27 protein-coding genes are annotated in these 25738 nt (G+C 71.5%); 9 read left to right on the top strand and 18 right to left on the bottom strand.

What is annotated here, in order from left to right:
* Positions 1–15: 15 nt before the first annotated feature.
* From ACIPTO_RS28310 to ACIPTO_RS28330, 5 genes are all read right to left on the bottom strand, one after another.
* The gene (locus ACIPTO_RS28310) at positions 16–615 is read right to left on the bottom strand and encodes an ATP/GTP-binding protein (RefSeq protein WP_366321572.1); all 600 of its coding nucleotides are present in this window, start codon (positions 613–615) and stop codon (positions 16–18) included.
* Positions 599–955 (bottom strand): DUF742 domain-containing protein, encoded by a 357-nt coding sequence (locus tag ACIPTO_RS28315; protein ID WP_366321574.1) that lies wholly within the window; start codon positions 953–955, stop codon positions 599–601. The genes ACIPTO_RS28310 and ACIPTO_RS28315 overlap by 17 nt, the downstream gene beginning before the upstream one ends.
* Positions 952–1380 (bottom strand): roadblock/LC7 domain-containing protein, encoded by a 429-nt coding sequence (locus ACIPTO_RS28320; RefSeq protein ID WP_366321576.1) that lies wholly within the window; start codon positions 1378–1380, stop codon positions 952–954. The genes ACIPTO_RS28315 and ACIPTO_RS28320 overlap by 4 nt, the downstream gene beginning before the upstream one ends.
* Positions 1377–3722, bottom strand: coding sequence for a nitrate- and nitrite sensing domain-containing protein (locus tag ACIPTO_RS28325; protein WP_401196709.1), 2346 nt, complete (start codon positions 3720–3722; stop codon positions 1377–1379). The genes ACIPTO_RS28320 and ACIPTO_RS28325 overlap by 4 nt, the downstream gene beginning before the upstream one ends.
* 301 nt (positions 3723–4023) lie before the next feature.
* Positions 4024–5220 (bottom strand): DUF5685 family protein, encoded by a 1197-nt coding sequence (locus tag ACIPTO_RS28330; RefSeq protein ID WP_401196712.1) that lies wholly within the window; start codon positions 5218–5220, stop codon positions 4024–4026.
* Between the two features lie 333 nt (positions 5221–5553).
* Here ACIPTO_RS28330 and ACIPTO_RS28335 point away from each other — a divergent pair, with 333 nt between their 5' ends.
* Positions 5554–5994, top strand: a complete 441-nt coding sequence (locus ACIPTO_RS28335; protein ID WP_019059292.1) for a cell division protein SepF — start codon at positions 5554–5556, stop codon at positions 5992–5994.
* Between the two features lie 97 nt (positions 5995–6091).
* Here the strand turns inward: ACIPTO_RS28335 and ACIPTO_RS28340 are convergent, their stop codons facing one another.
* Entirely contained in the window at positions 6092–7282 is a 1191-nt protein-coding gene (locus ACIPTO_RS28340) for an acyl-CoA dehydrogenase family protein (RefSeq protein WP_401196715.1), read from the bottom strand.
* 140 nt (positions 7283–7422) lie between these two features.
* The gene (locus ACIPTO_RS28345; protein ID WP_401196717.1) at positions 7423–9024 is read right to left on the bottom strand and encodes an MFS transporter; all 1602 of its coding nucleotides are present in this window, start codon (positions 9022–9024) and stop codon (positions 7423–7425) included.
* 262 nt (positions 9025–9286) lie between these two features.
* Here ACIPTO_RS28345 and ACIPTO_RS28350 point away from each other — a divergent pair, with 262 nt between their 5' ends.
* Together ACIPTO_RS28350 and ACIPTO_RS28355 are read left to right on the top strand one after the other, a co-directional pair.
* The gene (locus tag ACIPTO_RS28350) at positions 9287–10546 is read left to right on the top strand and encodes a hypothetical protein (protein ID WP_401196720.1); all 1260 of its coding nucleotides are present in this window, start codon (positions 9287–9289) and stop codon (positions 10544–10546) included.
* Positions 10547–10785: 239 nt separating this feature from the next.
* The gene (locus ACIPTO_RS28355) at positions 10786–11820 is read left to right on the top strand and encodes a phosphatase PAP2 family protein (RefSeq protein ID WP_366321588.1); all 1035 of its coding nucleotides are present in this window, start codon (positions 10786–10788) and stop codon (positions 11818–11820) included.
* A 96-nt stretch (positions 11821–11916) separates the two neighbouring features.
* Here ACIPTO_RS28355 and ACIPTO_RS28360 read toward each other — a convergent pair whose 3' ends face one another.
* The 3 genes from ACIPTO_RS28360 to ACIPTO_RS28370 all read right to left on the bottom strand — a co-directional run bounded on the left by ACIPTO_RS28360 (position 11917) and on the right by ACIPTO_RS28370 (position 14253).
* Positions 11917–12132: an I78 family peptidase inhibitor gene (locus ACIPTO_RS28360; protein ID WP_366321590.1), complete on the bottom strand. Its 216-nt coding sequence runs from the start codon at positions 12130–12132 to the stop codon at positions 11917–11919.
* A gap of 262 nt (positions 12133–12394) precedes the next feature.
* Positions 12395–13399 (bottom strand): helix-turn-helix transcriptional regulator, encoded by a 1005-nt coding sequence (locus tag ACIPTO_RS28365; RefSeq protein WP_401196724.1) that lies wholly within the window; start codon positions 13397–13399, stop codon positions 12395–12397.
* Positions 13400–13551: 152 nt separating this feature from the next.
* Complete coding sequence (locus ACIPTO_RS28370; RefSeq protein WP_366321591.1) at positions 13552–14253, bottom strand: transglycosylase family protein; 702 nt, start codon at positions 14251–14253, stop codon at positions 13552–13554.
* Positions 14254–14757: 504 nt separating this feature from the next.
* Here ACIPTO_RS28370 and ACIPTO_RS28375 point away from each other — a divergent pair.
* Both ACIPTO_RS28375 and ACIPTO_RS28380 read left to right on the top strand, forming a co-directional pair.
* Positions 14758–15546 (top strand): hypothetical protein, encoded by a 789-nt coding sequence (locus ACIPTO_RS28375; protein ID WP_366321593.1) that lies wholly within the window; start codon positions 14758–14760, stop codon positions 15544–15546.
* A 37-nt stretch (positions 15547–15583) separates the two neighbouring features.
* Positions 15584–16006, top strand: coding sequence for a hypothetical protein (locus tag ACIPTO_RS28380; RefSeq protein WP_401196728.1), 423 nt, complete (start codon positions 15584–15586; stop codon positions 16004–16006).
* Between the two features lie 91 nt (positions 16007–16097).
* Here the strand turns inward: ACIPTO_RS28380 and der are convergent, their stop codons facing one another.
* From der to ACIPTO_RS28410, 6 genes are all read right to left on the bottom strand, one after another.
* Positions 16098–17573 (bottom strand): ribosome biogenesis GTPase Der, encoded by a 1476-nt coding sequence (gene der / locus ACIPTO_RS28385; protein ID WP_401196731.1) that lies wholly within the window; start codon positions 17571–17573, stop codon positions 16098–16100.
* 83 nt (positions 17574–17656) lie between these two features.
* Positions 17657–18244: a lysophospholipid acyltransferase family protein gene (locus tag ACIPTO_RS28390; protein ID WP_401196784.1), complete on the bottom strand. Its 588-nt coding sequence runs from the start codon at positions 18242–18244 to the stop codon at positions 17657–17659.
* Positions 18245–18297: 53 nt separating this feature from the next.
* Positions 18298–18993 carry a (d)CMP kinase gene (gene cmk / locus ACIPTO_RS28395; RefSeq protein ID WP_366321599.1) on the bottom strand — a complete coding sequence of 232 codons (696 nt, stop codon included), beginning with the start codon at positions 18991–18993 and terminating at the stop codon, positions 18298–18300.
* A gap of 270 nt (positions 18994–19263) precedes the next feature.
* On the bottom strand, positions 19264–20349 hold the full coding sequence (locus ACIPTO_RS28400) for a prephenate dehydrogenase (RefSeq protein ID WP_366321601.1): 1086 nt from the start codon (positions 20347–20349) through the stop codon (positions 19264–19266).
* Positions 20346–20714 carry a chorismate mutase gene (aroH, locus tag ACIPTO_RS28405; RefSeq protein WP_401196734.1) on the bottom strand — a complete coding sequence of 123 codons (369 nt, stop codon included), beginning with the start codon at positions 20712–20714 and terminating at the stop codon, positions 20346–20348. Before aroH ends, ACIPTO_RS28400 begins: the two co-directional genes overlap by 4 nt.
* Positions 20715–20805: 91 nt before the next feature.
* Positions 20806–21249: a YidB family protein gene (locus ACIPTO_RS28410; protein ID WP_401196736.1), complete on the bottom strand. Its 444-nt coding sequence runs from the start codon at positions 21247–21249 to the stop codon at positions 20806–20808.
* A 177-nt stretch (positions 21250–21426) separates the two neighbouring features.
* Here ACIPTO_RS28410 and ACIPTO_RS28415 point away from each other — a divergent pair, with 177 nt between their 5' ends.
* The 4 genes from ACIPTO_RS28415 (at position 21427) to ACIPTO_RS28430 (ending at position 23949) form a co-directional block, all read left to right on the top strand.
* Positions 21427–22107, top strand: a complete 681-nt coding sequence (locus ACIPTO_RS28415; RefSeq protein WP_401196739.1) for a hypothetical protein — start codon at positions 21427–21429, stop codon at positions 22105–22107.
* A 27-nt stretch (positions 22108–22134) separates the two neighbouring features.
* Positions 22135–22719 carry a DUF6529 family protein gene (locus ACIPTO_RS28420; protein ID WP_366321609.1) on the top strand — a complete coding sequence of 195 codons (585 nt, stop codon included), beginning with the start codon at positions 22135–22137 and terminating at the stop codon, positions 22717–22719.
* A gap of 102 nt (positions 22720–22821) precedes the next feature.
* Positions 22822–23235, top strand: coding sequence for a Rieske (2Fe-2S) protein (locus ACIPTO_RS28425; protein ID WP_401196742.1), 414 nt, complete (start codon positions 22822–22824; stop codon positions 23233–23235).
* 21 nt (positions 23236–23256) lie between these two features.
* Positions 23257–23949 (top strand): DNA polymerase beta superfamily protein, encoded by a 693-nt coding sequence (locus ACIPTO_RS28430; protein WP_401196744.1) that lies wholly within the window; start codon positions 23257–23259, stop codon positions 23947–23949.
* Between the two features lie 4 nt (positions 23950–23953).
* Here the strand turns inward: ACIPTO_RS28430 and ACIPTO_RS28435 are convergent, their stop codons facing one another.
* Both ACIPTO_RS28435 and ACIPTO_RS28440 read right to left on the bottom strand, forming a co-directional pair.
* Positions 23954–24976: an ADP-ribosylglycohydrolase family protein gene (locus tag ACIPTO_RS28435; protein WP_401196747.1), complete on the bottom strand. Its 1023-nt coding sequence runs from the start codon at positions 24974–24976 to the stop codon at positions 23954–23956.
* Positions 24973–25701 carry an NUDIX hydrolase gene (locus tag ACIPTO_RS28440; protein WP_401196749.1) on the bottom strand — a complete coding sequence of 243 codons (729 nt, stop codon included), beginning with the start codon at positions 25699–25701 and terminating at the stop codon, positions 24973–24975. Before ACIPTO_RS28440 ends, ACIPTO_RS28435 begins: the two co-directional genes overlap by 4 nt.
* Between the last annotated feature and the right edge of the window lie 37 nt (positions 25702–25738).

Genomic DNA, 25738 nt, shown 5'->3' on the forward strand with positions numbered 1-25738 from the left:
CCGCCCTGGCCTCCCCTAACGTGACAGGGCGGCCGTACGGCGACGCGGGGTGGCCCGGACTCCGATCACCCGGTCCATCAGCTCTCCCAACACGTCCCGTACGGAGTCCCGTTCGCGCGCGTCGCAGTCCAGCACCGGCACATCCGCGCCCAGCCCCAGGGCCTCCCGGACCTCGTCCACGTCGAAGCGCTCGGCGCCGTCGAAACGGTTGACGGCGAGGACGAACGGCACGCCCTGCGACTCGAAGTAGTCGACCGCGGGGAAGCAGTCCTCGATCCGCCGGGTGTCCACGAGGACGATCGTGCCGAGCGCACCCTCCACCAAGTCGTCCCAGAGGAAGGAGAACCGGTCCTGTCCGGGCGTACCGAACAGGTACAGCGCGATCGTCGGGTCGAGGGTGATCCGCCCGAAGTCGAGGGCGACGGTCGTGGTGGTCTTCGCCTCGACGCCCTCCAACGAGTCGACACCGACGGAGACTTGGGTGATCGCCGCCTCCGTGTCGAGGGGTTCGATCTCCGAAATGGCCCCGATGAACGTGGTCTTGCCGACCCCGAGGCCGCCGCTGACCACGATCTTCACGGCCAGCGGCACGATCTTGTCAGAGCGCCCGGACATGGTCCCTGATCCTTTCGAGCATCGGGAGCGGCAGCTCCGCGGGTTGCCGGCAGGCGAGTTGCCCGGCGACGACGAGGTCGGAGATCAGCACCTTGGCCACTCCGAGGGGTACGCCGACCCGGTGCGCCACCTCGGCGACGGTCGTCGGCTGCTCGCACACCGCGACGATGTGGCGCCGCTCGAACGCGAGCGACGGATCCGGCACGCCGACGGCGACGACCAGCGTCTCCAGCCGCAGATCGGCCTGGAGAGGCTCGGACCGGCCGCCGGTGATGATGAACGGCCGGACGAACGTCGCGTCCTCGTCAGGTTCTACGTCCCTGGGGTGTTCACCGTTCACCGGGGCAACGCCTGCCGCAGATCGGCGATGAGCGTCGGGGTGAGCAGATCACCCGCCCGCTCCGCGAGTACGGCCATCTCGTAGCCGACCAGGCCCAGTTCACCGCTGCTGTCGGCGAGGACGCCGAGACAGCTGCCGTCCCGGATCGCCGAGACGAGCAGGAAGCCCCGGCCCATCTCGATCATGATGAGTTTGACCCCGTCGAAGCTGTACCGCTTGGACGCGCTGCGGGCCAGACTGCTCAACCCCGAGACGATCGCGGCGAGATGGTCGGCCTCGGTGCGGCCGAGGCCGTCCGAGACGGCGATGAGCAGCCCGTCGGAGGAGACGGCGACCGCGTCTCGTACGCCGTCGGTGCTCTTGACGAAGTTGGCGAGCAGCCAGTTGAAGGTCCGCGAGGCGTGCGGGGTGTCGACGGTGGTCACTTGGCAGCACCCTCGTTCGTCTCGGCGGTCGCCTTGATGGTCGTGTCGGCGGAGGACTTGGGGTGCGTCCCGCTGCCCGTCCCGACGGTCGTCCCGCTGCCCGTCCCGGCGTTCTTCGCGGCACCCTTCTCGGTCTTCTGCTGCTTCTCCTTCTCGACGCTGATGCCGCCCCGCATATGGGCGCTGCGCAGGGTGGAGAGCATCCCGGAGACCTGTTCAGGGGTCCGTTCCGGGTTCGCCGGCGCGGTGGGCGCGGGCCGGCCGCTCCGGTCGGTCTCGCTCACCGCGGCCGCGATACCGCTGCGCTGCGGCCTCTTGACCAGGCCGTTGCGGGTGCGCGCGGCGGACGAACCGCCCTTGGCGGCGACCGGGGAGGCCACCGTCTCGGTCTCCGGGCTCTCCATCTTCTCGGCCTCCGCCTTCCTCGGGGCGGGAACCGTCGGCCCCTGCTCGACCCCCTTCTCCGTCAACAGCCCCGCGGGGATGAGCACCCGGGCCACGACACCGGCCGCCGGTGCCTCGCCGAGCCGTACCTCGATACCGCACTTGCGGGCGAGGGCGCCGACCACGAAGTGGCCCAGGAAGCGGGTGGGTTCGGCCATGAAGCCGGCGGTGCCGGACAGCCGGACGTTCGCCTCGGCGAGTGCCTGGGTGTCCATGCCGAAGCCGTGGTCGACGATCGCGACCAGATACCCGGCGCTGGTCCGCCGTCCCTCGATCTCCACGTCGGAGTCCGGCGGCGAGAAGTTCAGCGCGTTCTCCACCAACTCGGCCAGCAGATGGGCGATTTCGGCGACGGCGGAGCCGGTGACGAACGCGGGCTCGATCCGGCGCAGGCTGACCCGGCGGTACTCCTCGACCTCGGACAGCGCGGCGCGCAGCACGTCGTTGACGGAGAGCGGGGTGGACCAGGGGCGGGGGCTGGACTCCCCGGCGAGCACGAGGAGGCTCTCGGCGTTGCGGCGCATCCGGGTGGCCAGATGGTCGAGTTCGAAGAGGTTCGCGAGGGTCGCGGGGTCGGCGTCCTCCTGCTCCAGCTTGTTGATGAAGCTGATCTGGCGGCGCACCAGGTTCTGGTTGCGGCGGCCGAGGCTCACCAGGGAGTCGGTGGCGTTGCGGCGCAACACGGCCTGTTCGGTGGCGAGTTCGAAGGCGGACCGCTGCACCCGGTCGAACGCGTCGGCCACCTCGCGGACTTCGGCCCCCGCCTTGTCGGCGACGGCGAGCGGAGCCGGCGGCTGCGGAGCCGCCCCGGACGACCCGTCCTGTACGGCGGCCACGGCCTGCGGCAGCCGGCTGCCGGCCACCTCCCGTGCCTGCCGGGCGAGTTCGACGAGCGGCGTGGATACGGACCGTACGCAGTCCAGGGCCAGCGCGGCGAGCGCGACGACCGAGCCGAGGGCGAGCAGCAGGAACAGCAGCAGGTCGCGCTGGGCCGAACCCTCCAGGTCGGCGGCCCTGTTCTGGACGTCGGTGCCGAGGGAGATCTGGACGCTCCGCATCCCGTTGATGGTGGAGGTCATGGAGTCCCACCAGGCCATCGGCGGGACCGAGCCCGCCTTCAGCTTTCCGGTGCCGTGCACCGCCTTGCTCTCGTACGCCAGCGCGCGTTCGGCGTCGGGCGTGGTCAGGGCGGTGTTCAGCCGGCGTTCCTGCACGGCGGTGGCCGAGCGCGGGAAGGCGTCGAGGGCGGCGAGGCGTCCGGCGCGGATCTCCATGAAGCGGCTGTAGTCGTCGCCGCGGAACTTCCCCGCGCGCACCGAGCCGAGCACGATGGCGCGCTCCTCGCCGGTGAACTCCTTCGCGTTGCCGAGGACTTGGAGGGCCTGGTAGGCGTCGCGCAGCGGGCCGTCGTGGACGTCCTCGATACCGAGGTCGAGCCGGTCGAGGACGGTGATCGTGGTGGTGAAGTAGTCGAAGGTGTCGCTCACCACGCCGGAGCCGTCGTCGGCGTCCTTGCGGATGCCGGCGAGGCCGCCGAGCCGGCCGAGGGACTCGCGCACCGAACCGGCGGCGGAGTCCGTACGTCCCTCCAGGGCCACGTCCAGTTGCCGGCGTGCCGCGTCGGTCGCCTTGCGCTGCGCGGGCAGCTTGGCACTGAACTGCCGTACGCCGCCCACGTATCCGGTGGTGAGTCCGCGCTCCTTCTGCAGTTCGTGCACCAGCCCCTGAAGGGTGATCTCCAGGCGGGCGTTGGCGGCGGTCGCGGAGGCGTTGCGATAGGCGGAGATCTGCTCGGCGGCCGCGATACCGAGCAGGACGAGCAGCACCGCGAGGGCGAGGATCAGAATCCTCAGCAGCCTGGTGCGGATGCTGGTGGTCGCTTTTGTTGTGACGTCCACTGAAGTGCCTTAAGTGGGTGGCGAGTTGGGTGGGGGGATCGAGGAAGATCGAACCTGGGGGCAGAAATGGTTCTGCTCCCGCCCAACGACACTCACCGCGCACCGGTCACCGGATCATGTTTTTGTTTTACCGCGCTGAAACACGGCGGTCCGTCCGCGCAGGTCACCCATGATCCGGATACGGCGCGTATACAACGCCGGTGACGGGCGGTCACCGCCACTCGTCGCCCTTCACCCTTCACGGACCAGCGACCAGGGGTCAGGGGTGAAGGGTCAGGGATCAGGGATCAGGGATCAGGGATCAACAGTCGCAGCACGACAGGCATTCACAGCACTCGCAGCATTCGCAGGCGTCGCAGCACGAGCAGTCGCAGCTGGAGCAGCAGCCCTCGCGCCGCCGTCCCGACCACGGCCCCTCGAACTCGTCGGCGCAGCACACCTTGCAGGTGCAGCAGAGTCCCAGGGCGACGGCGCACCCGGCCCAGAACCCGCGCCTTTCGGGCGGCCTCGGGGGCTCACCGCCGTAGGGATTGCCGCCATGGGGACTGCCGCCGTAGGGATTGCCGCCGTGTCGGGGATCGCCCGGCAGATAGGGAGTCCGCGGCGGCCCGAAGGCGGCCTCGGGTCCGTGCCCGCACGACTGCGTGCCGAAGGCCCGGTCGACCGAGCGGCCCAGTTCGTGCGCGAGGAGCAGATGCGCCAGCTTGCCTTCGGTGAACTCGGTCTCGCGCAGGGCGAGGCGTATCCCGTGCAGCGCGTCGTCGGCGAGGCGGCGGGCCTCGGTGCGCGGGGTGCCGGTCGCGGTGAGCGGGTTCCAGGCACCCGACGCCGCGTCGGCCTCCTGGTCCTCGACGGCGTCCAGAAGATGCGCGAGCCGGCCGAAGAGGCGTCCGGCCTCGGCGAGGGGCGCGGCGTTGGCGGGCCGTCCGGCGAGGATCGCGGTGTGCGCGAACGCGGCGGCGGCGGCGGTCTCGGTCGGTTCGGTGACGGTCAGGATCGGCGTTCCGGGCCCGGCGAGCGCCTCGATGCCGAACTGCCGCTCCACCGCGTCGACGAGTACGGCGGCGTCGAACCCGACGTCGGCGCCGGTCCGCGCACCGGCCCGCCCCCAGCTCCCGGCGACCCGGCGCGCGGCCAGTGCCACCGGCCGGCGGGCCAGCAGCCCGTCCCCGTCAGCGACATGGTCACGCACCTTGGCGGAGGCGAGCACCAGCGAGACGGCCGCCGCGAGCCGCGCGCCCTCGCCCTGCGCGACGGACGCGGTCCGCATCCCGCGCAAGGGGCACGGCCCGGCCGTACGCCGCCGGCCGCCGTCCGCCCGATCGGCCTGAGCCTCCGTCAGCACCGAAAGGATCAGGCCGTCGTAGTTGGTGACAACCCTCGCGAGCTGACCGTGGTCTCCGCGCAGCGCGAGACACAGCCCGCACAAATGCGCCATCCACTGCGTCTTGAGGCTCTCACCGAGCCGGTGCGAGCAAGGCCGGACCATTCCGAACACGACAACCCCCCGTGGCGTGAACGACAACTGACTGGGCATCCGAAGATCGATAGGGCAACTGACCAGGCGTTGAGCAGACGCTTCACTTCGACCACTCCGTTCACCCGTACGCACCAGCCGTCACCCGGTCGCCGTGAAGAATCATATTTCACTCTCAGTCAGCAGCCGTATCGCGCAACACCCTTGATACACGGGGGCCCTCGACGTTTTGGCTGTGCACCAGTAGCGTCACAAACCCCCCGCGCGGCGTCTATCCACTTGGCGCGCGATCCGCATCATGGATGACCATAGGGATGCGGAAAGCAAGAAAGACCGCTGTGAGAGGAGGCGTCCATGGGATCGGTACGCAAGGCGAGTGCCTGGCTTGGGCTCGTTGACGACAACGATGACGAGCGCTACTACGACGACGACTACTCCGAAGGGACCGAGCAGCCCGGGGATGCCTGGGTCACGGATCCGCGGGTGAAGGTGGCCGAGGACGTCGCCGAGGTGAAGGGCCGCAGGATCGGCACCGTCACCCCGGACAGCTTCCGCGACGCCCGAGCCATCGGTGAGCTGTTCCGGGAAGGTGTCCCGGTGATCGTGAACCTCACAGCGATGGAGGCGACCGACGCCAAGCGCGTGGTCGACTTCGCGGCAGGCCTCACCTTCGGCCTGCGCGGCACCATCGAGCGGGTCGCGAACCGCGTCTTCCTGCTGACCCCCGCCAACACGGAGATCGTCAGCGGCGACCCCGCCGTGCGCCGTGAGGACGGGTTCTTCAACCAGAGCTGAGGCAGGGCCGCTCATCGGCCCTGCCTCCCGCAGGGTTGTCCGCGTCTTCGCGTCTTGGCGTCTCCGCGCCTTGGGGTCTTCGGGTCTCCCGGTCCCCCTAGCGGAAGGCGTCGAGTCCGGTGAGCGCCTTGCCCAGCACGAGCTGGTGCATCTCGACGGTGCCCTCGTACGTGAGGACCGACTCCAGGTTCGTCGCGTGCCGCATCACGGGGTACTCCAGTGAGATCCCGTTGGCACCGAGGATCGTCCGTGCCGTACGGCAGATCTCGATGGCCTCCCGTACGTTGTTCAGCTTGCCGAAGCTGACCTGCTCGGGACGCAGGCGCCCGGCGTCCATGCGCCGCCCCAGATGGTGGGCGAGCAGAATCCCCTTGTGCAGCTCGACCGCCATGTCGGCGAGCTTGGCCTGGGTGAGCTGGAAGCCGCCGATCGGCCGCCCGAACTGCTCCCGGGTCTTCGCGTACTCCACGGCGGACTCGAAGGAAGCGCGCGCCGCGCCCATCGCACCCCACACGATCCCGTAGCGAGCGTGCGACAGACAGCTGAGCGGCCCCTTCAGTCCTACGACCTCGGGAAGCACCGCATTGGCCGGCAACCGCACGTCGTCGAGGACGAGTTCGCTGGTGACGGACGCGCGGAGTGACCACTTGTGCTTGATCTCGGGCGCCGAGAACCCAGCGCTGCCGGTCGGTACGACGAAGCCGCGGATCCCGTCGTCGGTCTGGGCCCATACGACGGCGACGCCGGCCACCGACCCGTTGGTGATCCACATCTTGCGGCCGTTGAGGACCCAGTCACCGCCGTCGCGCTTGGCGTAGGTGCGCATGGCGGCGGGGTCGGAGCCGTGGTCGGGTTCGGTGAGGCCGAAGCAGCCGATGACCTCGCCGGAGGCCATGCGCGGGAGCCAGGTCTGCTTCTGCTCCTCGCTGCCGAAGCGGTGGATGGCGTACATCGCGAGGGAGCCCTGCACCGACACGAGGGATCGGATGCCGGAGTCCGCCGCCTCCAACTCCAGGCACGCGAGGCCGTACTGGACGGCGGAGGCACCGGCGCAGCCGTATCCGTCGAGCGACATGCCGAGGGCGCCGATGCCGCCGAGTTCCCTGGCGAGGTCCCTGATCCCGGGCAGCTCCCCCTTCTCGTACCACTCGGCGACGTACGGCAGCACCCTGTCGGCGGCCCAGGTCCTGACCGTGTCCCGGATCGCGAGGTCCTCGGGGTCCAGGAGGTCGTCGAGGCCGAGGGGGTCGGTGGGGTCGAAGGGGGGCAGCTTCGGGGACGCAGCCATGACAGGGCCTCCGGCGATTAAAACTATCGGCGCTAGTTGGGGACGGGTCGACGTTACGGGGGCGGGTGCCGTGCGTCCAGCGTGCAAGGCCTTTGCCACCTGCCCGTCCGTGCGGGTGGGCAGGTGGGCGTGGGGGTGGGTCAGGCGGAGACTCGGGGCTGGGTCGCTTCCCTGGGTGCGGGGACCGCCGCGAGAGTGGGCTCGCACTGCATGATCCGGGGAAGGCGCAACGCCATCACCGCGCCCAGCAGGAGCAGCGCCGCGCTCACGAGAAGCGTGACGTGGAGGCCGTGGACGAAAGCGTGTCGCGCCGCGTCGCGCAGGGCGGCGCCACGGGCCCCGCCGAGCCGCCCGGCCACGTCGTACGCCTCGCCCAGCGAATGCCCCGCGGACGCCGACGCGGACGCCGGTACACCCGGGACGGAGGACAGTCCGGGCGCGTAGGCCGCGTTCATGACGCTGCCGAGGAGCGCGATGCCGATACCGGCGCCGAGCTGGTAGGAGGTCTCGCCGATCGCCGCCGCGCCGCCCGCCTGCGCCGGCGGCGCCTCGCTCAGCATCGACTCGTACGCCCCGAAGAGCGTCATCTCCAGGCCGAACCCGAGCAGCAGGAACCCGAAGAGCAGCAGCCCCGTGTTGTCCCGCTCACCCATCGCGATCAGCGTCAGCACCGAGAACGCGGTGAGGCAGAACCCGGAGCACACCATCCGGCGCGGCCCGAACCGCCGGAGCATCCGCGCCCCGAACAGCCCCGCCGCCATCGCCGCGAACGTGAGCGGCAGCAGTCGCAGACCCGTCGCCAGCGGGGAGAGGCCGAGCACCAGCTGCAGGTACTGGGCGGCGATCAGCTCCAGGCCGACCAGTGCCAGCATCGCCAGCACGATGCAGCCCACCGACGTGCTGAACGCCGGCCTGCGGAACATCTTCAGGTCCACCAGCGGATGCGTACGGCGCCGTTGCCGTCGTACGAAGAGAACCAGCAGCACCGCGCCCACCAGCAGCGGGGCCACGGTCCACGCGCTCTCCACGGGCTCCCCGCCGCCGAGCCGCTTCACGCCGAAGACGACGCCGAAGAGACCGCCCGCGGCCATGAGCGCGCCGACGACGTCCCACGGGCCGTCGCGGTCGCCGCGGGACTCGGGGAGCAGGAGCCGGCCGATCGGCAGGCTGACCAGCATCAGCGGGATGTTGACCAGGAAGACCGAGCCCCACCAGAAGTGTTCGAGCAGGAAGCCGCCGAGCAGCGGGCCCACGGCCGCGCCGACCGCCGCCACGGCGCTCCACACGCCGATCGCCACCGCGCGCTCGCGGCGGTCGGGGAAGACCTGGCGGAGGATCGACAGCGTGGCCGGCATGATCATCGCGCCGCCGACACCGAGGAAGGCCCGCGCGAGGATCAGCACCTGGGCGTCGTGGGCGACGGCGGCGAGGGCGGAGGCGACGCCGAAGAGGCCGTAGCCGAGGAGCAGGATGCGTCTGCGGCCCACCCGGTCGCCGAGCGTGCCGAAGAGGATGAGGAGCGAGGCGCAGACCAGCGGGTAGACGTCGACGATCCAGAGCAGCTCTATCGCGCCGGGTTTGAGGTCCTCGGTGACGGCGGGCACCGCGACGTGCAGCACGGTGGCGTCGAGCGCGACGAGGAGCAGGCTGACGCAGAGGACGACGAGGACGACCCAGCGGTTGGCACCGGCCCCGGCCGCCCGACGGCGCAGCGCTGCGGCGGCCGTGGTCGTCCCGGACATGTACTACCTCCCAGATGTTCCCTCGCGTTCGGCGGGGCTCACGGGGTGGGGACTCCCCGTGACTGCGGCCGGAGAGGAGCGGTGTCTCCGACCCGCGCAACGAAGGCGAGTGAGCCGTCAGCGTACGCGAGTTCACGCCAATGCCACGTGGCGGACCTCTCACACTCACCGGAGAACACGTGTGGCGTACACCACTCGCCCGCCCGTGGACCACGCCCCCCGCCCGGCCTGCCGGTTCCGGGGTCCCTCGATAATCGGGTCCGTGACCGATCTAGCAGCACCTCTGCGCCGGGCGGCCCCGGCTCTCCTCGGGTACGCCGCCGTCCGCGCCCTGGGCCTGGTGGTGCTCGCGGTGTGGAGCGCCGCGCGCGGCAAGAGCGCGTACACCCTGCTGACGGCCCGCTGGGACGCCCTCTGGTACACCCGGGTCGCCGATCAGGGGTACGGCTACGAGGTCCGCCTCCCGAACGGCGATGTCCACTCGAACCTCGCCTTCTTCCCGCTGCTGCCCTGGCTGGAAAGAGCCGTGCACGCGGTGTCCCCGCTGTCGTACGCCGACGGCGGGTTCGTGGTCGCCGTGCTCGCCTCGTTGGCGGCGGCCTGGGGGATCTTCGCGGTCGCGGAGCACGTGTACGGCCGCAGGGCCGGGGTGTGCGCGGTGCTGCTGTGGGCCGTGCTGCCGGTGGGGATCGTGCAGTCGATGGCGTACAGCGAGTCGCTGTTCACCGCGCTCGCCGCGTGGTCGCTGTACGCCGTCCTGACCGGCCGCTGGCCGACGGCGGGCGCGCTGGCCCTGCTGGCAGGACTGACCAGGCCCGTGGGGCTCGCGGTGGTCGCCGCGGTGTGGGTCGCGGGCATCGCGTCGTTCACCGGATCCGGCTCGCGCGCGAAGAGGTCCGGGCAGAAGGGGCCTGCGGAGTGGTCCACGGCCGTCACCCCGTCCGCCTCCGTCACCCCCACCGCGTCCACGGCCGCCCCCTCTTTCGTGCGGGACCGCAGCGCGGCGCCCGCACCCGGCGCGCGGAACTGGCGGTGCGCCCTCGGGATGCTGATCGCGCCCCTGGGCGCCGCCGGGTACGTGCTGTGGGTCGGGCAGCGCACCGGCAAGGGTCCGCTGGGCTATCTCGACGTGCAGGCGGGCTGGCGGAACGGTTTCGACGGGGGCGCGGCCTTCGCCCGTTTCGTCGGCGACAAGTTCACGTCGTTCCCGTCGGCGCTCGCCGGGACCGGGCTGATCGTCGGCGTCGGCCTGGTGCTCTGGCTGTACGTCGTGGGCGTCCGGCAGGGCCAGCCGCTGCCACTCCTCGTGTACACCGGGGTCGTGACCGCGCTCGCGCTGTGCGCGTCGAGCTACTTCGGCTCGAAACCGCGCCTGCTGATGCCCGCCTTCCCCCTGTTGCTCCCCCTCGCGCTCGCCCTGGCGCGACTGCGTACGTCCAGGTCAGCGTGGGTGGTGGGCGGTGTCGCGGTGGCGTCGGCGGCGTACGGCGCGTTCTGGCTGAACGGCTCCGGTCCACCATGATCGACTCGACTACGCTCGATGAGCACCCGGCCAATTCCACCCCAGCATTTGGTGAACTAATTCATAAGGGCCATAAAACTCGACCCCGGCATGATCAAAGGAATTGAAGGACGGAGCCGTCCGGGATTGCGGAATCCTCGGAAATACACCCGCTCCTGAGAGCTTTCCCACATCACATCGTCATCACAAAGCCGCTGATTCGACGGGGATCCACACTCACTCGCTGTAACGTCGATTGGGTGCGTACCGAACGAAACCTCACCCGTCTGGACCGGGTGTTCGCGAGGCTGGACCGTGAACCCGAACGGCCGGCCCACATCGATGTGCCGAGGATGAGCCGGCACAGGGTCGTGCTGTTCGCGGCGACCCTGGCCTTCTACCTGGCGATCGTGTGGCTCGTCGTGACCACGTCCTGGCTGGTCCGGTTCGACTGGCAGGTCATGTTCTTCCGGCCGTACCAGCAGTGGGCGGGCATCCACTGGTTCGTGGACTACTACGTGGTCCTCGGCCAGCGTGGCCCGACCGCCGTGATGGTCGCGGCCTGGCTGGGCTGGCGCTCGTGGCGGCAGCACACGCTGCGCCCGCTGCTGACGCTGGGCACCTCGCTGCTGCTGCTGAACATCACGGTCGGCGCCGCCAAGCTCGGCATGGGCCGTCTCGGCCCGCACTACGCGACCGTCATCGGCTCGAACGAGATGGGTCTCGGCGGCGATATATTTCCCAGCGGCCACACCGCCAACGCGGTCGTGACCTGGGGAATCCTGGCGTATCTGGCCTCCACCCCGGCCACCCGCCGCTGGCTGTCCGCCGCGTCCGCGGTGACCTCGCTCGGCGTCGGTCTCGCCACGGTCTACCTGGGCACGCACTGGCTGAGCGACGTGCTGCTCGGCTGGGCCGCCGGTCTGCTGATCCTGCTCGCCCTCCCGTGGTGCGAGCCGCTGATCGCCCTGGCCGAGACCCGGATCTTCGACCTGCGCGACCGCTGGCGGGCCCGCAGCGGCCGTACGGCGCCCGTTCCGGCGCCTGCGTCCCCGGTCACGGCGCCCGTGCTGCTCAAGCCCCGCGCCTCCTCCGGCGAGGAGGTCCCGGCGGCCCGCGAGACGGTCGGCGCGAGCCGTTCCGTGCGGCCGGCGCCCCATCTCGCCCCCGGCCCGCACACGACCCGCTCGGAGCGCACCCCGGTCACCCCGATCGGCAGCCGCCGCCCGCCGCACCCCGACCGGGTGGCGCGCGGCACCAGCACCGCCACGGCCCGCCCGGCGACGGGCGGCTGACCCCACCGAGCCGCGGGGCCGGTACGCACACTCCCGCCCCGCATCAAGAAGGCCCCGGTTCCTCCAGCGGAACCGGGGCCTTCGTCACGTCGGCGCTCAGCCCTTCCAGGCGCGCGCCACCGTGCCGTCCCTGACCTCGAAGTTGAGCCGTCCCACGCGGAACTCCATGGTGATGATCGCCCCCGGCGGCAGCGACCGCACGGTCGACCAGCCGCGCTCGCGTGCGAGCCGCTCGGCCTCTGCCGCGTCGAGGCCCACATAGCTGTTCGGACTGTCCTGGGGCTCTGCCGGTGGAGTCGGAATGGATGCCATGCCCGCCACGCTAGCCCCTCTCCCGCTCTCTCCGTCCCTCTCCGGTCACACTTCTGTCACAGGATCAGGACGTGTGTTTTGTTGGGCCTCCCTCACACGTATGAGCGGTTCCGTACTCCTTCCGCGGGCATTCGAACGCAATTCCCGCCCACCGGTCCGGCCCGGCGAATAGCCCGGCGGAAAGCGCCGCGAGAACCGGCCGCGCGCCTCATTCCATTCCGATTCCGTGCGGTACGGCGGGAGCTGACGCAGCATAAGAGTTTCACTGTTCCGCCACAGAATCGCCGTCGGCTCCGGGGCCCCGCTCGCGGTCCAGCGCGCGCGACAGCCGGTCCCTGGCCGCCCTGATCCGCTCGGTCAGCCCGGCCGGCTCCAGGACCTCGAACTCGAAGCCCGTCATCATCACGTGGACCACCATCAGGTCGAGGTTCGGGGCCCCGGTCCGCAGCAGGCAGGCGTCCGGTCCGTCGGCCTCCAGCGTCCCGGCGGACGGCGAGATCCGTTCGGCCGCCTCCCGGAGGGGCACCAGCAGCCGGACGAGGGCGTGCGCGGCGTACGCGCGCGTGGAGATGCCCTTCGAGACGTGTACGGCGAGATCCTCGGCCGGGGGCTCGCGCGGGGTGAAGCGCGGCCCGTGCGGCGGCCTGGGCGTGACGCGGTCGACGCGGAAGGTGCGCCAGTCCTCGCGCTCCAGGTCCCAGGCGACGAGGTACCAGCGCCGCTCGGTGCAGACCAGGCGGTGCGGTTCGACGCTGCGGCGGGTGGGCGTGCCGTCATGGCTCTCGTAGTCGAAGCGCAGCCGCTCCGCGTCCCGGCACAGCGCGGCCAGCTCGGTCAGCACGGCCGGATCGACGGAGGACGGCGGCGCGTGGTGCAGCAGCGGCACGGTGAACGCGTTGAGGGCGCCCACCCGGCGGCGCAACCGGCTCGGCAGCACCTGTTCGAGCTTGGTGAGGGCGCGGACGGAGGTCTCGCCGATGCCGTCGATGCCCTGACCGGCGGCGGTGCGCAGACCGACCGCCACGGCGACCGCCTCGTCGTCGTCCAGCAGCAGCGGCGGCAGCTCGGCGCCCGCGCCCAGCTGGTAGCCGCCCCCGGTGCCGGGGCTGGCGTTGACCGGGTACCCGAGCTCGCGCAGCCGGTCCACGTCCCGGCGGACGGTGCGCGCGGTGACTCCGAGCCGGTCGGCCAGGTCGGCGCCGGACCACTCGCGGTGGGCCTGGAGCAGCGAGAGCAGGCGCAGGAGTCGTGCCGAGGTCTCCAACATGGTCGAAGTCTCCATCAAGCACGGTCGGCACCGGGACCGGCCCGCCTCCGCCGGCATCGGGGCCCGCGTCCGCCACGGCCGCCGGCGAACGGGAGTGACGCGCGCCCCCGTCCGGTCGGGGGACCGGACGGGGGCGGGGCGGGCCGGGCGGCTCAGAGGTCGAGCTGCTGCCCGGGCATGATCAGGTCGGGGTCACCGCCGATGACGGCCTTGTTGGCGGCGTAGACCTTCCGCCAGGTGGTCCCGTGCTGGGCGGCGATGCCGCTCAGGGTGTCGCCCGCGCGGACGGTGTAGTCGCCGCGGGAGGTGCCGCGCGAGGCGTTGTTCGTCCCGCGGGCCGGTGTCTTCGCGGGCTTCGACGGGGTCGCCTTCCTCGTCGTCGACCCGGTGGCCGGCTTCTTCGTGGTCCTCGTGGACTTGGTGGCCTTCTCGGTCACCGTGCCGGACGAGGCGGCTGGTGCGCCGCCGCTCGCTCCGGCCCGTACCGAGCAGACCGGCCAGGCGCCCCATCCCTGGGCGCGCTGGACCTTGGTGGCAACGGCGATCTGCTCGGACCTGGAGGCCTGGTCCGCGGTGGCCGCGTAGGCCGTGCCGCCGTAGGCGCGCCAGGTTCCGGCGGAGAACTGGAGTCCCCCGTAGTAGCTGTTGCCGGTGTTGATGTGCCAGTTGCCGCCGCTCTCGCACTGGGCGATGCGGTCCCACACCCCGCTGTCGGCCGCCGCGGCGTTGCCGCTTGCGGCCAGCAGTCCGAGGGGGGCGAGCAGGGCCGCCCCGGCGAGGACCGCCGTCGTACGCGCCTGCCCCATGGGGGACTTATGAGCGTTCTCGCGAGTGGTATCGGCACATTCGGACATGTAGTTCCCTCTCCAACAACCCGGGGTCCCCCAGGGCGGTCCGCGGCTCCCACGCATCGACGTGGTGTCCGCGCCCGTCCCCGTCCGTCGGAAGTCGTGCTGACTGCTGGCTTGTTCGGCCGACGGACGTGTCCCGAGCGGTGCTCGCTGCACACGGCGGAGGAATGTACGGAGGTCAACGAGTCGATGTCGACCAACTGCCCGTCGCCGCAGGCCAGTTCACTGTTACCGAGGGTATCGTCACTTTTCGGCCACCCACTACATCCGCCGATTTCACGATTTTGCGACCAGTTGCCGACACGCGCTGTGACCCGGTTCACGCGACCAACTCCCTTGACCTTTCGGTCAGTTGACAGGGAGTGGCGAATTCCGTGCGCGTTGTGACCGTCCGCGTCGGTTGGTTCGATTCGGTTCGCTCCGAAGCGTGACCCCCGCCACAGATCCTCCGTTGTCATCTGCATGAGCCCGGGACCCACCGGGCACCGCATTCCGAGGGAGCCACCCGTGCCGCGCATGCTCGACGTCAGCGACGACGTACGCGCCGAGATCGGCGACGATGAAGCCGACCGGCTGCTCGCCGGAGACAACGCCCCGGGCAGTTACGACTGCACGTCGTGCCGCACCCAGGGCGACTCCGAACAGGAGCGCACCAGCACCGTCCTGTTCATCGGCGACGAGACCGCCGTCCTCGCCTTCGCCCACGCCACCTGCCTGCCCTCGCAGGTCGTGCAGGTCACCGAGGAGCAGCTGCAGGGCGCGGTCCGCTCCATCAGCGGCAACGCGCACGCCCCGGCCGGCGAACCGGAGCGGGCCGTACCCGAGCAGGCCGTGCTCGGGGTGACCAGCGGACTCGTCCTGATCTCAGGGGAGTTGCACCCCGCCCTGGTCGTCGAGCCGACGGCGCCGATCGTGCGGCCCGGCTCGACCGGCGTCGGGGACGACTTCCTGCCGCTGCTGATCGAGCAGGGCTTCATGCCGCTCAGCGAGATCACCACCGTGCCGCCCGTGCTGCACGGCTGGTCGGTGCTGCTCGCCGCGGGCCAGCTGCACGCGGTGCTCCAGCCGAGCGCCAACGGCGGTTCCCCGGTGGCCTGGTGGCAGGCGCACCAGCCGCTCCAGGTCACCGACAGCTGGCGGGCCGCCGCCAACAAGCACCAGCAGGTGCTGATGTTCGCGGCACCGGTCGGCTCCATCGGCCGCCAGCCCCGCGAGGACCTGCTGCGCAGCGCCCTGGACAAGGCAGCGGCGGGCGGCCAGTTGGTCGGCTCCGCACTCCCGCTCGCGGGCACCTGAGCCGCATCCCTTCAGGTCACGCGTCGTTTGGACATACGTGCACGCATACGACGTACCCCGCAGCCGGCACTACCAGCCGATCCCGTCCTCGCGAGCGGACCGGGACAGCCCCGGCGGTCCCTCGGCCACGCCGATCTACGACCGGCTCTACGCGGAGTGGGTCAAGACCTTCCGCTCACTGCCGGGTGACCGCAGCGGCGAGGAGGAGCTGGGCTTCACCGCCTTCGGCCACAGCCCGCACAGCACCGGCACGTTCGGCGGGGGTTCCGTGGCCGGGGGGTCCCTGGGCGGGGGCTCGTACAGCGCGTACAGCGCGGGGGCGTACAGCGCCCGGCAGCAGTCGCAGTGGCAGCGCGTCGGGCAGCTCGGCCAGATCGCCCAGCAGCAGCACCAGCACGGCCACACCGGGATGCACCACATCCCGGCGGCCCTGCCGCCCGGCCCGCGCCGAGGCATCTGACGCACCACGGAGGAGGGCGGCCCCGGTCGAGACCGGGACCGCCCTCTTCGTCGTGCGACACCCATGAACAGCCGTGCGGCCGTCCACGCGGCTACTTCTTCTTGCCGCGCTTCTCGCGGACCCGGACCGAGATGTGGATCGGGGTGCCCTCGAAGCTGAACTCCTCGCGCAGACGGCGCTCGATGAAGCGGCGGTAGCCCGCCTCGATGAAGCCGGAGGCGAAGAGGACGAAGCGCGGGGGCTTGGTGCCCGCCTGGGTGCCGAAGAGGATGCGGGGCTGCTTGCCGCCGCGGATCGGGTGCGGGTGGGCCGCGACCAACTCGCCCAGGAACGCGTTCAGCCGGCCCGTGGGGACGCGCGTCTCCCAGCCCGCGAGGGCGGTCTCGATGCCCGGGACCAGCTTCTCCATGTGGCGGCCGGTGCGCGCCGAGATGTTGACCCGGGGCGCCCACGCGACCTGGGCCAGCTCGGTCTCGATCTCGCGCTCCAGGTAGTAGCGGCGCTCCTCGTCGAGCGTGTCCCACTTGTTGAAGGCGAGGACGATCGCGCGGCCCGCCTCGACGGCCATGGTGACGATGCGCTGGTCCTGCACCGAGATGTTCTCGGAGGCGTCGATCAGGATGACCGCGACCTCCGCCTTCTCGACGGCGGCGGCGGTGCGCAGCGAGGCGTAGTAGTCGGCGCCCTGCTGGAGGTGGACGCGCTTGCGGATGCCCGCCGTGTCGACGAACTTCCAGGTGACACCGCCGAGTTCGATCAGCTCGTCGACCGGGTCGCGGGTGGTGCCGGCGATCTCGTTGACGACCACGCGCTCCTCGCCGGCCACCTTGTTCAGCAGAGAGGACTTGCCGACGTTCGGACGGCCGATCAGCGCGATCCGGCGGGGCCCGCCGACCGCGGTGCCGAAGGTCTGCTCGGGCGCCTCCGGCAGCGCCTCCAGGACGGCGTCCAGCATGTCGCCGGTGCCGCGCCCGTGCAGCGCCGAGACGGGGTGCGGCTCACCGAGGCCGAGCGACCACAGGTAGGCCGCATCGGACTCACCGCTCAGCCCGTCCACCTTGTTGGCGGCGAGCACGACGGGCTTGCCGGCCTTGCGCAGCAGCCGGACGACGGCCTCGTCGGTGTCGGTGGCGCCGACCTTGGCGTCGACGACGAAGACGACCGCGTCGGCGGCCTCGATCGCGTACTCGGCCTGCGCGGCGACGGAGGCGTCGATGCCGAGGACGTCCTGCTCCCAGCCGCCGGTGTCGACGACCTTGAACCGACGCCCGGCCCACTCGGCCTCGTAGGTCACCCGGTCACGCGTGACGCCGGGCTTGTCCTCGACGACGGCTTCACGGCGGCCGATGATGCGGTTGACGAGAGTCGACTTGCCGACGTTCGGCCGGCCGACGACGGCGAGGACGGGCAGCGGCCCGTGACCGGCCTCCTCGATGGCTCCCTCGACGTCCTCGACGTCGAAGCCCTCCACGGCGGCGAGCTCCATGAACTCCGCGTACTCGGCGTCGCCGAGCGCCCCGTGGTCGTACTCCTCACCGGAGCCGTCGGGCTGGATCTGGTCGTTCATGAAGTCGGTACCTCGTTCATCGTGGTGATCGGTGGAGCCTCCCGGATTTCGGGTGATCCACTACTCAAGTACTCAAGTGTCTCTTAGCGCCCGGTGAGGCGCCTGGCGTCGTCCAGGTGGGCGGCCAGCTGCTTCTGGATGCGCTCGGTCGCCTCGTCCAGTGCCTTGCGCGTACGGCGGCCGGAGCCGTCGCCCGCCTCGAACGGGTCGCCGAAGACGACGTCGACGCGGGAGCGCAGCGGGGGCAGCGCCTTTATGAGTCGTCCGCTCTTCTCGGCGCTGCCCAGCACGGCCACCGGCACGATCGGGGCGCCGCTGCGGACCGCGAAGTAGGCGAGCCCGGCGCGCAGCGAGGCGAAGTCGCCCTCGCCGCGGCTGCCCTCGGGGAAGATGCCGAGGACCCCGCCGCCGGTCAGCACGTCCAGCGCCCGGGTGATCGCCGAACGGTCGGCGACGGACCGGTCCACCTTCAGCTGGCCGATGGCGAGCAGGAAGGGGTCGAGCGGGCCGACGAACGCCTCCTTCTTGATGAGGAAGTGCGTCGGCCGGGGTGCCACGCCCATGACCATCGGGCCGTCGATGTTGTGCGAGTGGTTGACGGCGAGGATCACCGGGCCGGTCGCGGGGACCTTCCAGGAACCCAGCACACGCGGCTTCCACAGCCCGTACATCAGGCCGACGCCGATGCGCCGTCCGACGTCGGCGCCCCGCTCGGATGGTGCGGTCACTTGGCGGCCCGCTTCTCCCCGACGAGGGTGACGACGCACTCGATGACCTGCTGGAGCGTGAGGTCGGAGGTGTCCACCTCGACGGCGTCGTCCGCCTTCGCGAGCGGCGAGGTCTTGCGGGAGGAGTCGGCCGCGTCGCGCTTCAGCAGCGCCTCGCGGGTGGCCTGTACGTCGGCGCTCTTCAGCTCACCGCTGCGGCGGGCGGCACGCGCCTCCGGGGAGGCGGTGAGGAAGATCTTCAGATCGGCGTCGGGCAGCACGGTCGTCCCGATGTCCCGCCCCTCGACGACGATCCCGTGCTCGGCCTCGGCGGCCAGCGTCCGCTGCAGCTCGGTGATCCTGGCCCGCACCTCGGGCACCGCGCTGACCGCGCTGACCTTGGAGGTGACCTCCTGCGTCCGGATCGGGCCGGCCACGTCCACGCCGTCGACGCTGATCGTCGGGTTCGCCGGGTCGGTGCCCGAGACGATGTCCGCCTTGCCCGCCGCGTCGGCGATCGCGGTGGGGTCGGTGATGTCGATCCCGTTGCTCACCATCCACCAGGTGATCGCCCGGTACTGCGCGCCGGTGTCGAGGTAGCTCAGCCCGAGCTGCGCCGCCACGGCCTTCGACGTGCTCGACTTGCCCGTGCCGGAGGGGCCGTCGATGGCGACAATCACTGCCGGGGCGGTCCGGGCGGCGCCGTTTTCCACGGGAGGACACCTTCCTGGTGCGGGGTGGTGAGCGGGGTGGAGACGCGAGTGCGCCCCGCACAAGGTTACTGGGTGCGCGTCACTCGTCCGGCCGGACCGCCCCCCTGCCCACGGACCGAGCCGATCGACCACTGCGAACGACCACCGCCTCTCCGGCACAGGACGCGCACCATCAGCCCGTCCGGCGTTTGAGGACGAGGCCCCTTCAGGGCCGACCGGGGGTCTGGGGGCGGGAGCCCCCGGAGGACGCGAGCCCCACCCCACCCGCACCTACTGCCGGATGGCCCAACCCCGCTCCCGCAACGCAGCCGTCAGCACGGGCACAGCCTTGGGCTCCACCCACAACTGCACGAGCCCCGCCTGCTGTCCGGTCGCATGCTCGATCCGCACATCCTCGATGTTGACCCCCGCCATCCCCGCGTCCGCGAAGATCCGGGCCAGCTGCCCGGGCTGGTCGTCGATCAGTACCGCGACCACCTCGTAGGCCCGCGGAGCGGACCCGTGCTTGCCGGGCACCCGGACCTGCCCCGCGTTCCCCCGCCGCAGCACGTCCTCGACCCCCTTCGCCCCCTGGTGCCGCTCCCCCGCGTCGGAGGACTGCAGGGCCCGCAGCGCCCGCACGGTCTCCTCCAGGTCCCCGGAGAGATCCGTCAGCAGGTCGGCCACCGGCCCGGGGTTCGCGGAGAGGATGTCGATCCACATCCGGGGGTCGGACGCGGCGATCCGCGTCACGTCCCTGATCCCCTGCCCGCACAGCCGTACGGCGGCCTCCTCGGCGTTCTCCAGCCGGGCGGCGACCATGCTGGACACCAGGTGGGGCATGTGGGAGACCAGCGCGACGGCCCGGTCGTGCGCGTCCGCGTCCATGACGACCGGCACCGCACGGCAGTAGGAGACCAGTTCCAGGGCGAGGTTCAGCACCTCGGTGTCGGTGTCCCGCGTGGGCGTCAGCACCCAGGGGCGCCCCTCGAACAGGTCACCGGTGGCGGCCAGCGGCCCCGACTTCTCGCGCCCCGACATGGGATGCGTGCCGATGTACGACGAGAGGTCGAGCCCGAGCGCCTCCAGTTCCCGGCGCGGTCCGCCCTTGACGCTGGCCACGTCGAGGTAGCCCCGGGCGACCCCCCGCCGCATCGCGTCGGCGACGACGTCCGCGGCCAGTGCGGGCGGCGCGGCGACGATCGCGAGGTCGACGGGCCCGTCGGGCTCCTCGTCGGTCCCGGCGCCGAGCGCCACCGCCATCCGGACCTGCTCGGGGTCGTGGTCGGCGAGGTGCACGGCCACTCCGCGCGAGGTGAGGGTGAGCGCGGCGGACGTGCCGATCAGGCCCGTCCCGATGACGATCGCGGTCCTCACTGGGCGATGTCCTTGCGGAGGGCGGCCGCCGCGCCGAGGTAGACGTGCGCGATGTCGGCGCGGGGCCGGTCGGACTCGATGTGCGCGAGGACGCGGACCACGCGGGGCATGGCGCCCTCGATGTCGAGTTCCTGCGCGCAGATCAGCGGTACGTCCGCGAAGCCTTCGCCGAGCTTGCGCGCGGCGGCGGCCGGGAAGTCGCTGTGCAGATCGGGCGTCGCCGTGAACCACACGCTGATCAGGTCGTCGGCGGTGAGGCCGTTGCGCTCCAGGACGGCGGTGAGCAGCGCCCCGACCTGGTCGGACATGTGGCCGGCCTCGTCCCTGTCCAGTTGGACGGCGCCCCGGACCGCTCGTACCGCCACGGCTCTGCTCCTCGCTGATGTACGGCTGTTGGTGCATCCAGCGTAGTCAGCCGGTCCGGTGCCGGTGCGCGGCGCCCGCCCACCGAGACGGTCACAGGGACTGCTGCCGGACCAGTTCCTCCAGCGAGGCGGCCTGCGGCACCTGCCCCTGGGGGGTGAGTCTGTCGACGGCCTGGGGCAGCGTCTGCGCGAGGTCGCCGGCGGCCTGCTCCGGGGTGACCCCGGCCTGTTCGGCGACCTTCTGCAGGGTGTCGTCGGGCAGCGCCTGCTGGATCTGGGCGGCGGTGACGGACTGGTTCTGCCCGGTGCCGACCCAGGAGTCCTTCTGCTCGGTCAGACCGGACTTGGTGAGCATGTCCAGCAGTCCGCCCAGCGGATTGCTCCCGCCGCCGCTGCCACCGCTGCCGCTCTGGCTCCCGCCGAGGGCCGAGAGCAGTGCGCCCAGGATGTTGCCGCTGCCGGAAGCGCCCTGGCTCCCGCCGCCCGATCCGCCCAGAAGACCGCCGAGAAGACTGCCGAGATCGTTGCCCGCCATGGCACGCGCCTTTCGAGAACGGCCGGCCGCTGGTCGGGGCCCGGCCTCGCACCCTGCCAATGTCACCCGGATCGCCGAGCTCCGCTACTCGGGGTGAGATCATCCCGGTTTGCCTCTTTACCCGCGGCGCCGAGTCCGCTCTCATGGGCTGGAAGCCCGCCTCGGGGGAGGCCCTCAGTGAAGCGTCCCGGACCACTGCTCACCCTTCTGGCGGGCCTGGTGCTCGCCCTGTTCATGCTGACGCTCAACGTGACGTCGGGGACGAGGACGGCATCGTCCTCGTACAGCGGGAAGCCACCGTCACCGTCCGCGCCCCGGCCCTCCACGTCCACCCTGACTCCCGCTCCCGGCCCCACTGCCACCGCCGACCCGGCTCCGACACGGCCCGCCGTGCCGAACGCCGACTACGCCGGCCGCACCGACGACGACGCGGCCTCGGTCGCCGTATCGGTCCGCGACGGCAAGGCGGTCGCGTACTTCTGCGACGGCCGCTACAAGGAGGCCTGGCTCAGGGGCCGGGTGAACGACAACGGCGCCATGAGGCTGACCGCCCCGAACGGCGCCGTACTCGACGGCACGATCGGTCAGGGCGACAGGATCCGCGGCGCGGTCCGGGACGAGGGCCGGCACTACGCGTTCACCGCGGCCAAGGCGGTCAGGCCCTCCGGGCTCTGGCGCGCGACCGCGAAGGTGCGCGGCGCGAAGATCGACGCCGGCTGGGTCGTGCTCCCGAACGGCCGTCAGACCGGCATCGTCACCCGCGACGGCAAGGCCGCCTCCGCACCCCGTATCGACCCGGAGACCGGCGCGGTCACGGTCGACGGACAGCGGCTCACCGCACACCCCGTCACCCCCTGACCCACCGGCCGCCTCAGGGAGCCGCTCATGACCGTCGACCCGAACTCCGCCACCCAGGCCTACCCGCCACGCCCGCCCGCGCGCCCCCACGACAGCCCCGCCCGCTACCTGGTCCCCGCCCTCGTGGCCGCCGCCGTGGCCATCGGCCTCGGTGTCTACGGCAAGGTCCACGACCCGGCCGGCACCGCCTTCAACCTGGCCGGCTTCAGCAGCACGGGCGCGGTCAAGTCCTGGCTGGCGACGACCGCGTTCCTCTTCGCCCTCGTCCAGGTCGTATCGGCCTTCATGGTCTACGGCAGGCTCCCGGGCCCGGGGTGGGCGCCGGCGCTGCACCGCTGGTCGGGGCGGATCGCGTTCCTGGTGGCGGTGCCGGTGGCCGTGCACTGCCTCTACGCGTTCGGGTACCAGTCGTACTCGACACGCGTGATGTGGCATTCCGTCCTGGGGTGCGCGTTCTTCGGCGCCTTCAGTGCCAAGATGCTGCTGCTCCGCTCGGAGCGCCTGCCCGGCTGGCTGCTGCCGCTGGTCGGCGGACTGGTCTTCACCGCCCTCGCGCTGATCTGGCTGACGTCCGCCCTCTGGTTCTTCCGCACCGTCGGAGTGACCACATGACCATCGCCGGAGTGACGACATGACCGCCGTCGTAGCCACGGCACGGCACGGCCCGGCCACCGTCGCAGGGACCCGTATGACGACCACGTTCGGAGTGACCGCATGACCGACAGCTCGACGCGCCGCACGGTCCTGGTGACGGGTGCCGCCGCCGCGCTCACCGCCGGCTGCAGCAAGTACGGCGACGGCAACGACTCCTCGGGCTCGTCGTCCGTGAAGGCGTCCGGCGGGCAGGAGTTGGCGAAGACGGCCGACATCCCCGTCGGCGGCGGCAAGATCTTCAAGGACCGGAAGATCGTCGTCACCCAGCCGGAGAAGGACGAGTTCAAGGCCTTCTCCGCGATCTGCACCCACCAGGGCTGCACCGTGGGCACGGTCGCGGACGGCACCATCGACTGCCCGTGCCACGGCAGCAAGTACCGCATCGCGGACGGTTCCGTGGCGGCGGGCCCGGCTCCGAAGCCGCTGCCCGCCGAGCGGATCGAGGTGAAGGGAAATTCGATCCGCCTGGCGTGAGCCGCCGCGTACGCTCCGGACATGCCGTTCGAACACCTGGTCCGCGACCACACGATCTACGCCTGTGTGATGGGCTCACGCGCCTTCGGCCTGGCGACGGACGGCAGTGACACGGACCGCCGGGGCGTGTTCCTCGCCCCCACTCCCCTGTTCTGGCGCTTCGAGAAGCCGCCGACGCACATCGAGGGCCCGGCGGAGGAGCAGTTCAGCTGGGAGCTGGAGCGCTTCTGCGAGCTGGCGCTACGCGCGAACCCCAACATCCTGGAGTGCCTCCACTCGCCCCTCGTCGAGCACATCGACGCCACCGGCCGCGAACTCCTCGACCTGCGCGAGGCGTTCCTCTCCCGGCAGGTCCACGAGACGTTCACGCGCTACGCGTTGGGCCAGCGGAAGAAGCTGGAGGCCGACTTCCGCGTGCACGGCGCTCCTCGCTGGAAGCACGCGATGCACCTGCTCCGTCTCCTGACGAGCGCCCGTGACCTGCTCCGCACGGGCGCCCTGACGATCGACGTGGGCGACCGGCGGGAGGCCCTGCTGTCCGTGAAACGCGGCGAGGTCCCCTGGCCGGAGGTCGAGTCCTGGATGACCCGGCTGGCCGGGGAGACGGACCGGGCAGCCGCCGTCTCCCCGCTCCCGCCGGAACCGGACCGGTCCCGCGTGGAGGACTTCCTGCTCCGGGTCCGCCGCGCGTCGGCCGCCGTCCCGGCGGGGTGAGACGTCACGCGTCCCAGAGCCTGCCGAGTTCCAGCAGCTCCTCCCGGTACTCGATCCGACCGGCCCACTCCTCCGGCCAGGCGTCCGCCCCGAGGTGGGCTCCCGCGAACGCCCCCGTGAGACAGGCGATCGAGTCCGAGTCGCCGGACGTGCAGGCGGCCCGCCGCAGCGCGGTCACGGGCTCCTCCACGAAGAGCAGGAAGCACAACAGCCCGGTGGCCAGCGCCTCTTCGGCGATCCAGCCCGCGCCGGTGGCCAGGCACGGGTCGGTCTCCGGGGAGACGGTCCGCACCGCTTTCTCCAGCCGGCCGAGGATCTCCAGGCACTCGTCCCAGCCGCGCGCGATGAAGTCCCCGGGCGAGGGGTCGTGGCTCCGGGTCCACAGGTCGCCGAGCCAGCGCTCCTGGTACCGGGTGCGGTTCCCGACGGCGTACGAGCGCAGCAGCCCGACCAGTCCGGTCGGTTCCGCGCCCTGCGCGAGCAGCCGTACGGCGTGCGCGGTGAGGTCGGACGCGGCGAGGGCGGTCGGGTGGCCGTGGGTCAGCGCGGACTGCAACTGGGCGGCGCCGGACCGCTGTTCGTCGTCGAGGCCGGGGACGAGTCCGATCGGCGCGACGCGCATGTTGGCGCCGCAGCCCTTGGAACCGATCTGGCTTGCGTCCTGCCAGGCCCGGCGCTCGTCCGTCAGCAGGTCGCAGGCGACGAGACACGTCCGGCCGGGGGCGCGGTTGTTGTCCGGTGACCGGTACCAGTCCACGAACTCCTCGCGTACCGGGCGCGCCATCCGCCGGGGTCCGAGCGGCCCTTGTTCCAGGGCGGTGCGCAGTCCGCGGCCCAGCGCGAGGGTCATCTGCGTGTCGTCGGTGACGATCGCGGGTCTCGGCAGCTCCATCTCGCGCCAGGGGCCGCACGTGGCGAGGATGTCGGGCACGGCGTTGAACTCGGTCGGGAAGCCCAGCGCGTCCCCGAGCGCGAGACCGGTCAACGCCCCGGTGGCAGCACGCTTGTTGACGGTCGTCGAGGTCATGCGGACGGTCCTTCCCGGGTCGGCCGGAGCAGGGGTGGGTACAGGGCGTCGGCGGGCCCGGCGCGGTACAGCGCGGCCGGTTTGCCGCGGCCGCCCGTCAACTTGGCCGCGCCGGGCACCGGTTCGACGAAGCCCGGTGTGGCGAGCACCTTGCGGCGGAAGTTGGGCCGGTCCAACTCCGCGCCCCACACGGTCTCGTAGACCTGCTGCAGCTCGCCGAGCGTGAACTCCTGCGGGCAGAAGGCGGTGGCGAGGCAGCTGTACTCCAGCTTGGCGCCGACCCGTTCGTGCGCGTCGGCGAGGATCCGGTCGTGGTCGAAGGCGAGCGGCCCGAGCGTGTCGTAGGGCAGCCAGCGGGCCTGTGCCGCGTCGCTGCCGGCGCGCGGTTCGGGCGGGTCGGGCAGCAGTGCGGCGAAGGCCACGGTGACGACCCGCATGCGGGGGTCGCGGTCGGGTTCGCTGTAGGTGCGCAGTTGTTCCAGGTGCAGCCCGGAGACGTCCGACAGGCCGGTCTCCTCGGCGAGTTCGCGCCGGGCGGCCGTCTCGGCGGACTCGTCGGGTGACACGAAGCCGCCCGGGAGCGCCCAGTGTCCGGCGTACGGCTCCTGCGCGCGCTCGACGAGCAGGACGTGCAGGGTGCCGTCGCGGATGGTGAGGACGGCGAGGTCCGCGGTGACGGCGAACGGTTCGAAGGCGTACTTGTCGTAGCCCGGTGTCGTGGTCATGAACAACCACCCCCCTTAATAGTCAGTACGACCATAA

The sequence above is a fragment of the Streptomyces sp. NPDC090083 genome (assembly GCF_044747445.1).
In the GTDB taxonomy this organism is placed as follows: domain Bacteria; phylum Actinomycetota; class Actinomycetes; order Streptomycetales; family Streptomycetaceae; genus Streptomyces.

Bases quoted from the DNA above. Each gene is read 5' to 3' on its own strand.
- ACIPTO_RS28430 (WP_401196744.1), top strand. From the start codon at position 23,257: ATGCCGTTCGAACACCTGGTCCGCGACCACACGATCTACGCCTGTGTG.
- ACIPTO_RS28370 (WP_366321591.1), bottom strand. From the start codon at position 14,253: ATGTCCGAATGTGCCGATACCACTCGCGAGAACGCTCATAAGTCCCCC.
- ACIPTO_RS28390 (WP_401196784.1), bottom strand. From the start codon at position 18,244: ATGTACGGGCTGTGGAAGCCGCGTGTGCTGGGTTCCTGGAAGGTCCCC.
- ACIPTO_RS28435 (WP_401196747.1), bottom strand. From the start codon at position 24,976: ATGACCTCGACGACCGTCAACAAGCGTGCTGCCACCGGGGCGTTGACC.
- ACIPTO_RS28310 (WP_366321572.1), bottom strand. From the start codon at position 615: ATGTCCGGGCGCTCTGACAAGATCGTGCCGCTGGCCGTGAAGATCGTG.
- ACIPTO_RS28345 (WP_401196717.1), bottom strand. From the start codon at position 9,024: ATGTCCGGGACGACCACGGCCGCCGCAGCGCTGCGCCGTCGGGCGGCC.
- ACIPTO_RS28365 (WP_401196724.1), bottom strand. From the start codon at position 13,399: ATGTTGGAGACCTCGGCACGACTCCTGCGCCTGCTCTCGCTGCTCCAG.
- ACIPTO_RS28335 (WP_019059292.1), top strand. From the start codon at position 5,554: ATGGGATCGGTACGCAAGGCGAGTGCCTGGCTTGGGCTCGTTGACGAC.
- ACIPTO_RS28340 (WP_401196715.1), bottom strand. From the start codon at position 7,282: ATGGCTGCGTCCCCGAAGCTGCCCCCCTTCGACCCCACCGACCCCCTC.
- ACIPTO_RS28440 (WP_401196749.1), bottom strand. From the start codon at position 25,701: ATGACCACGACACCGGGCTACGACAAGTACGCCTTCGAACCGTTCGCC.
- der (WP_401196731.1), bottom strand. From the start codon at position 17,573: ATGAACGACCAGATCCAGCCCGACGGCTCCGGTGAGGAGTACGACCAC.
- ACIPTO_RS28360 (WP_366321590.1), bottom strand. From the start codon at position 12,132: ATGGCATCCATTCCGACTCCACCGGCAGAGCCCCAGGACAGTCCGAAC.
- ACIPTO_RS28410 (WP_401196736.1), bottom strand. From the start codon at position 21,249: ATGGCGGGCAACGATCTCGGCAGTCTTCTCGGCGGTCTTCTGGGCGGA.
- ACIPTO_RS28425 (WP_401196742.1), top strand. From the start codon at position 22,822: ATGACCGACAGCTCGACGCGCCGCACGGTCCTGGTGACGGGTGCCGCC.
- ACIPTO_RS28420 (WP_366321609.1), top strand. From the start codon at position 22,135: ATGACCGTCGACCCGAACTCCGCCACCCAGGCCTACCCGCCACGCCCG.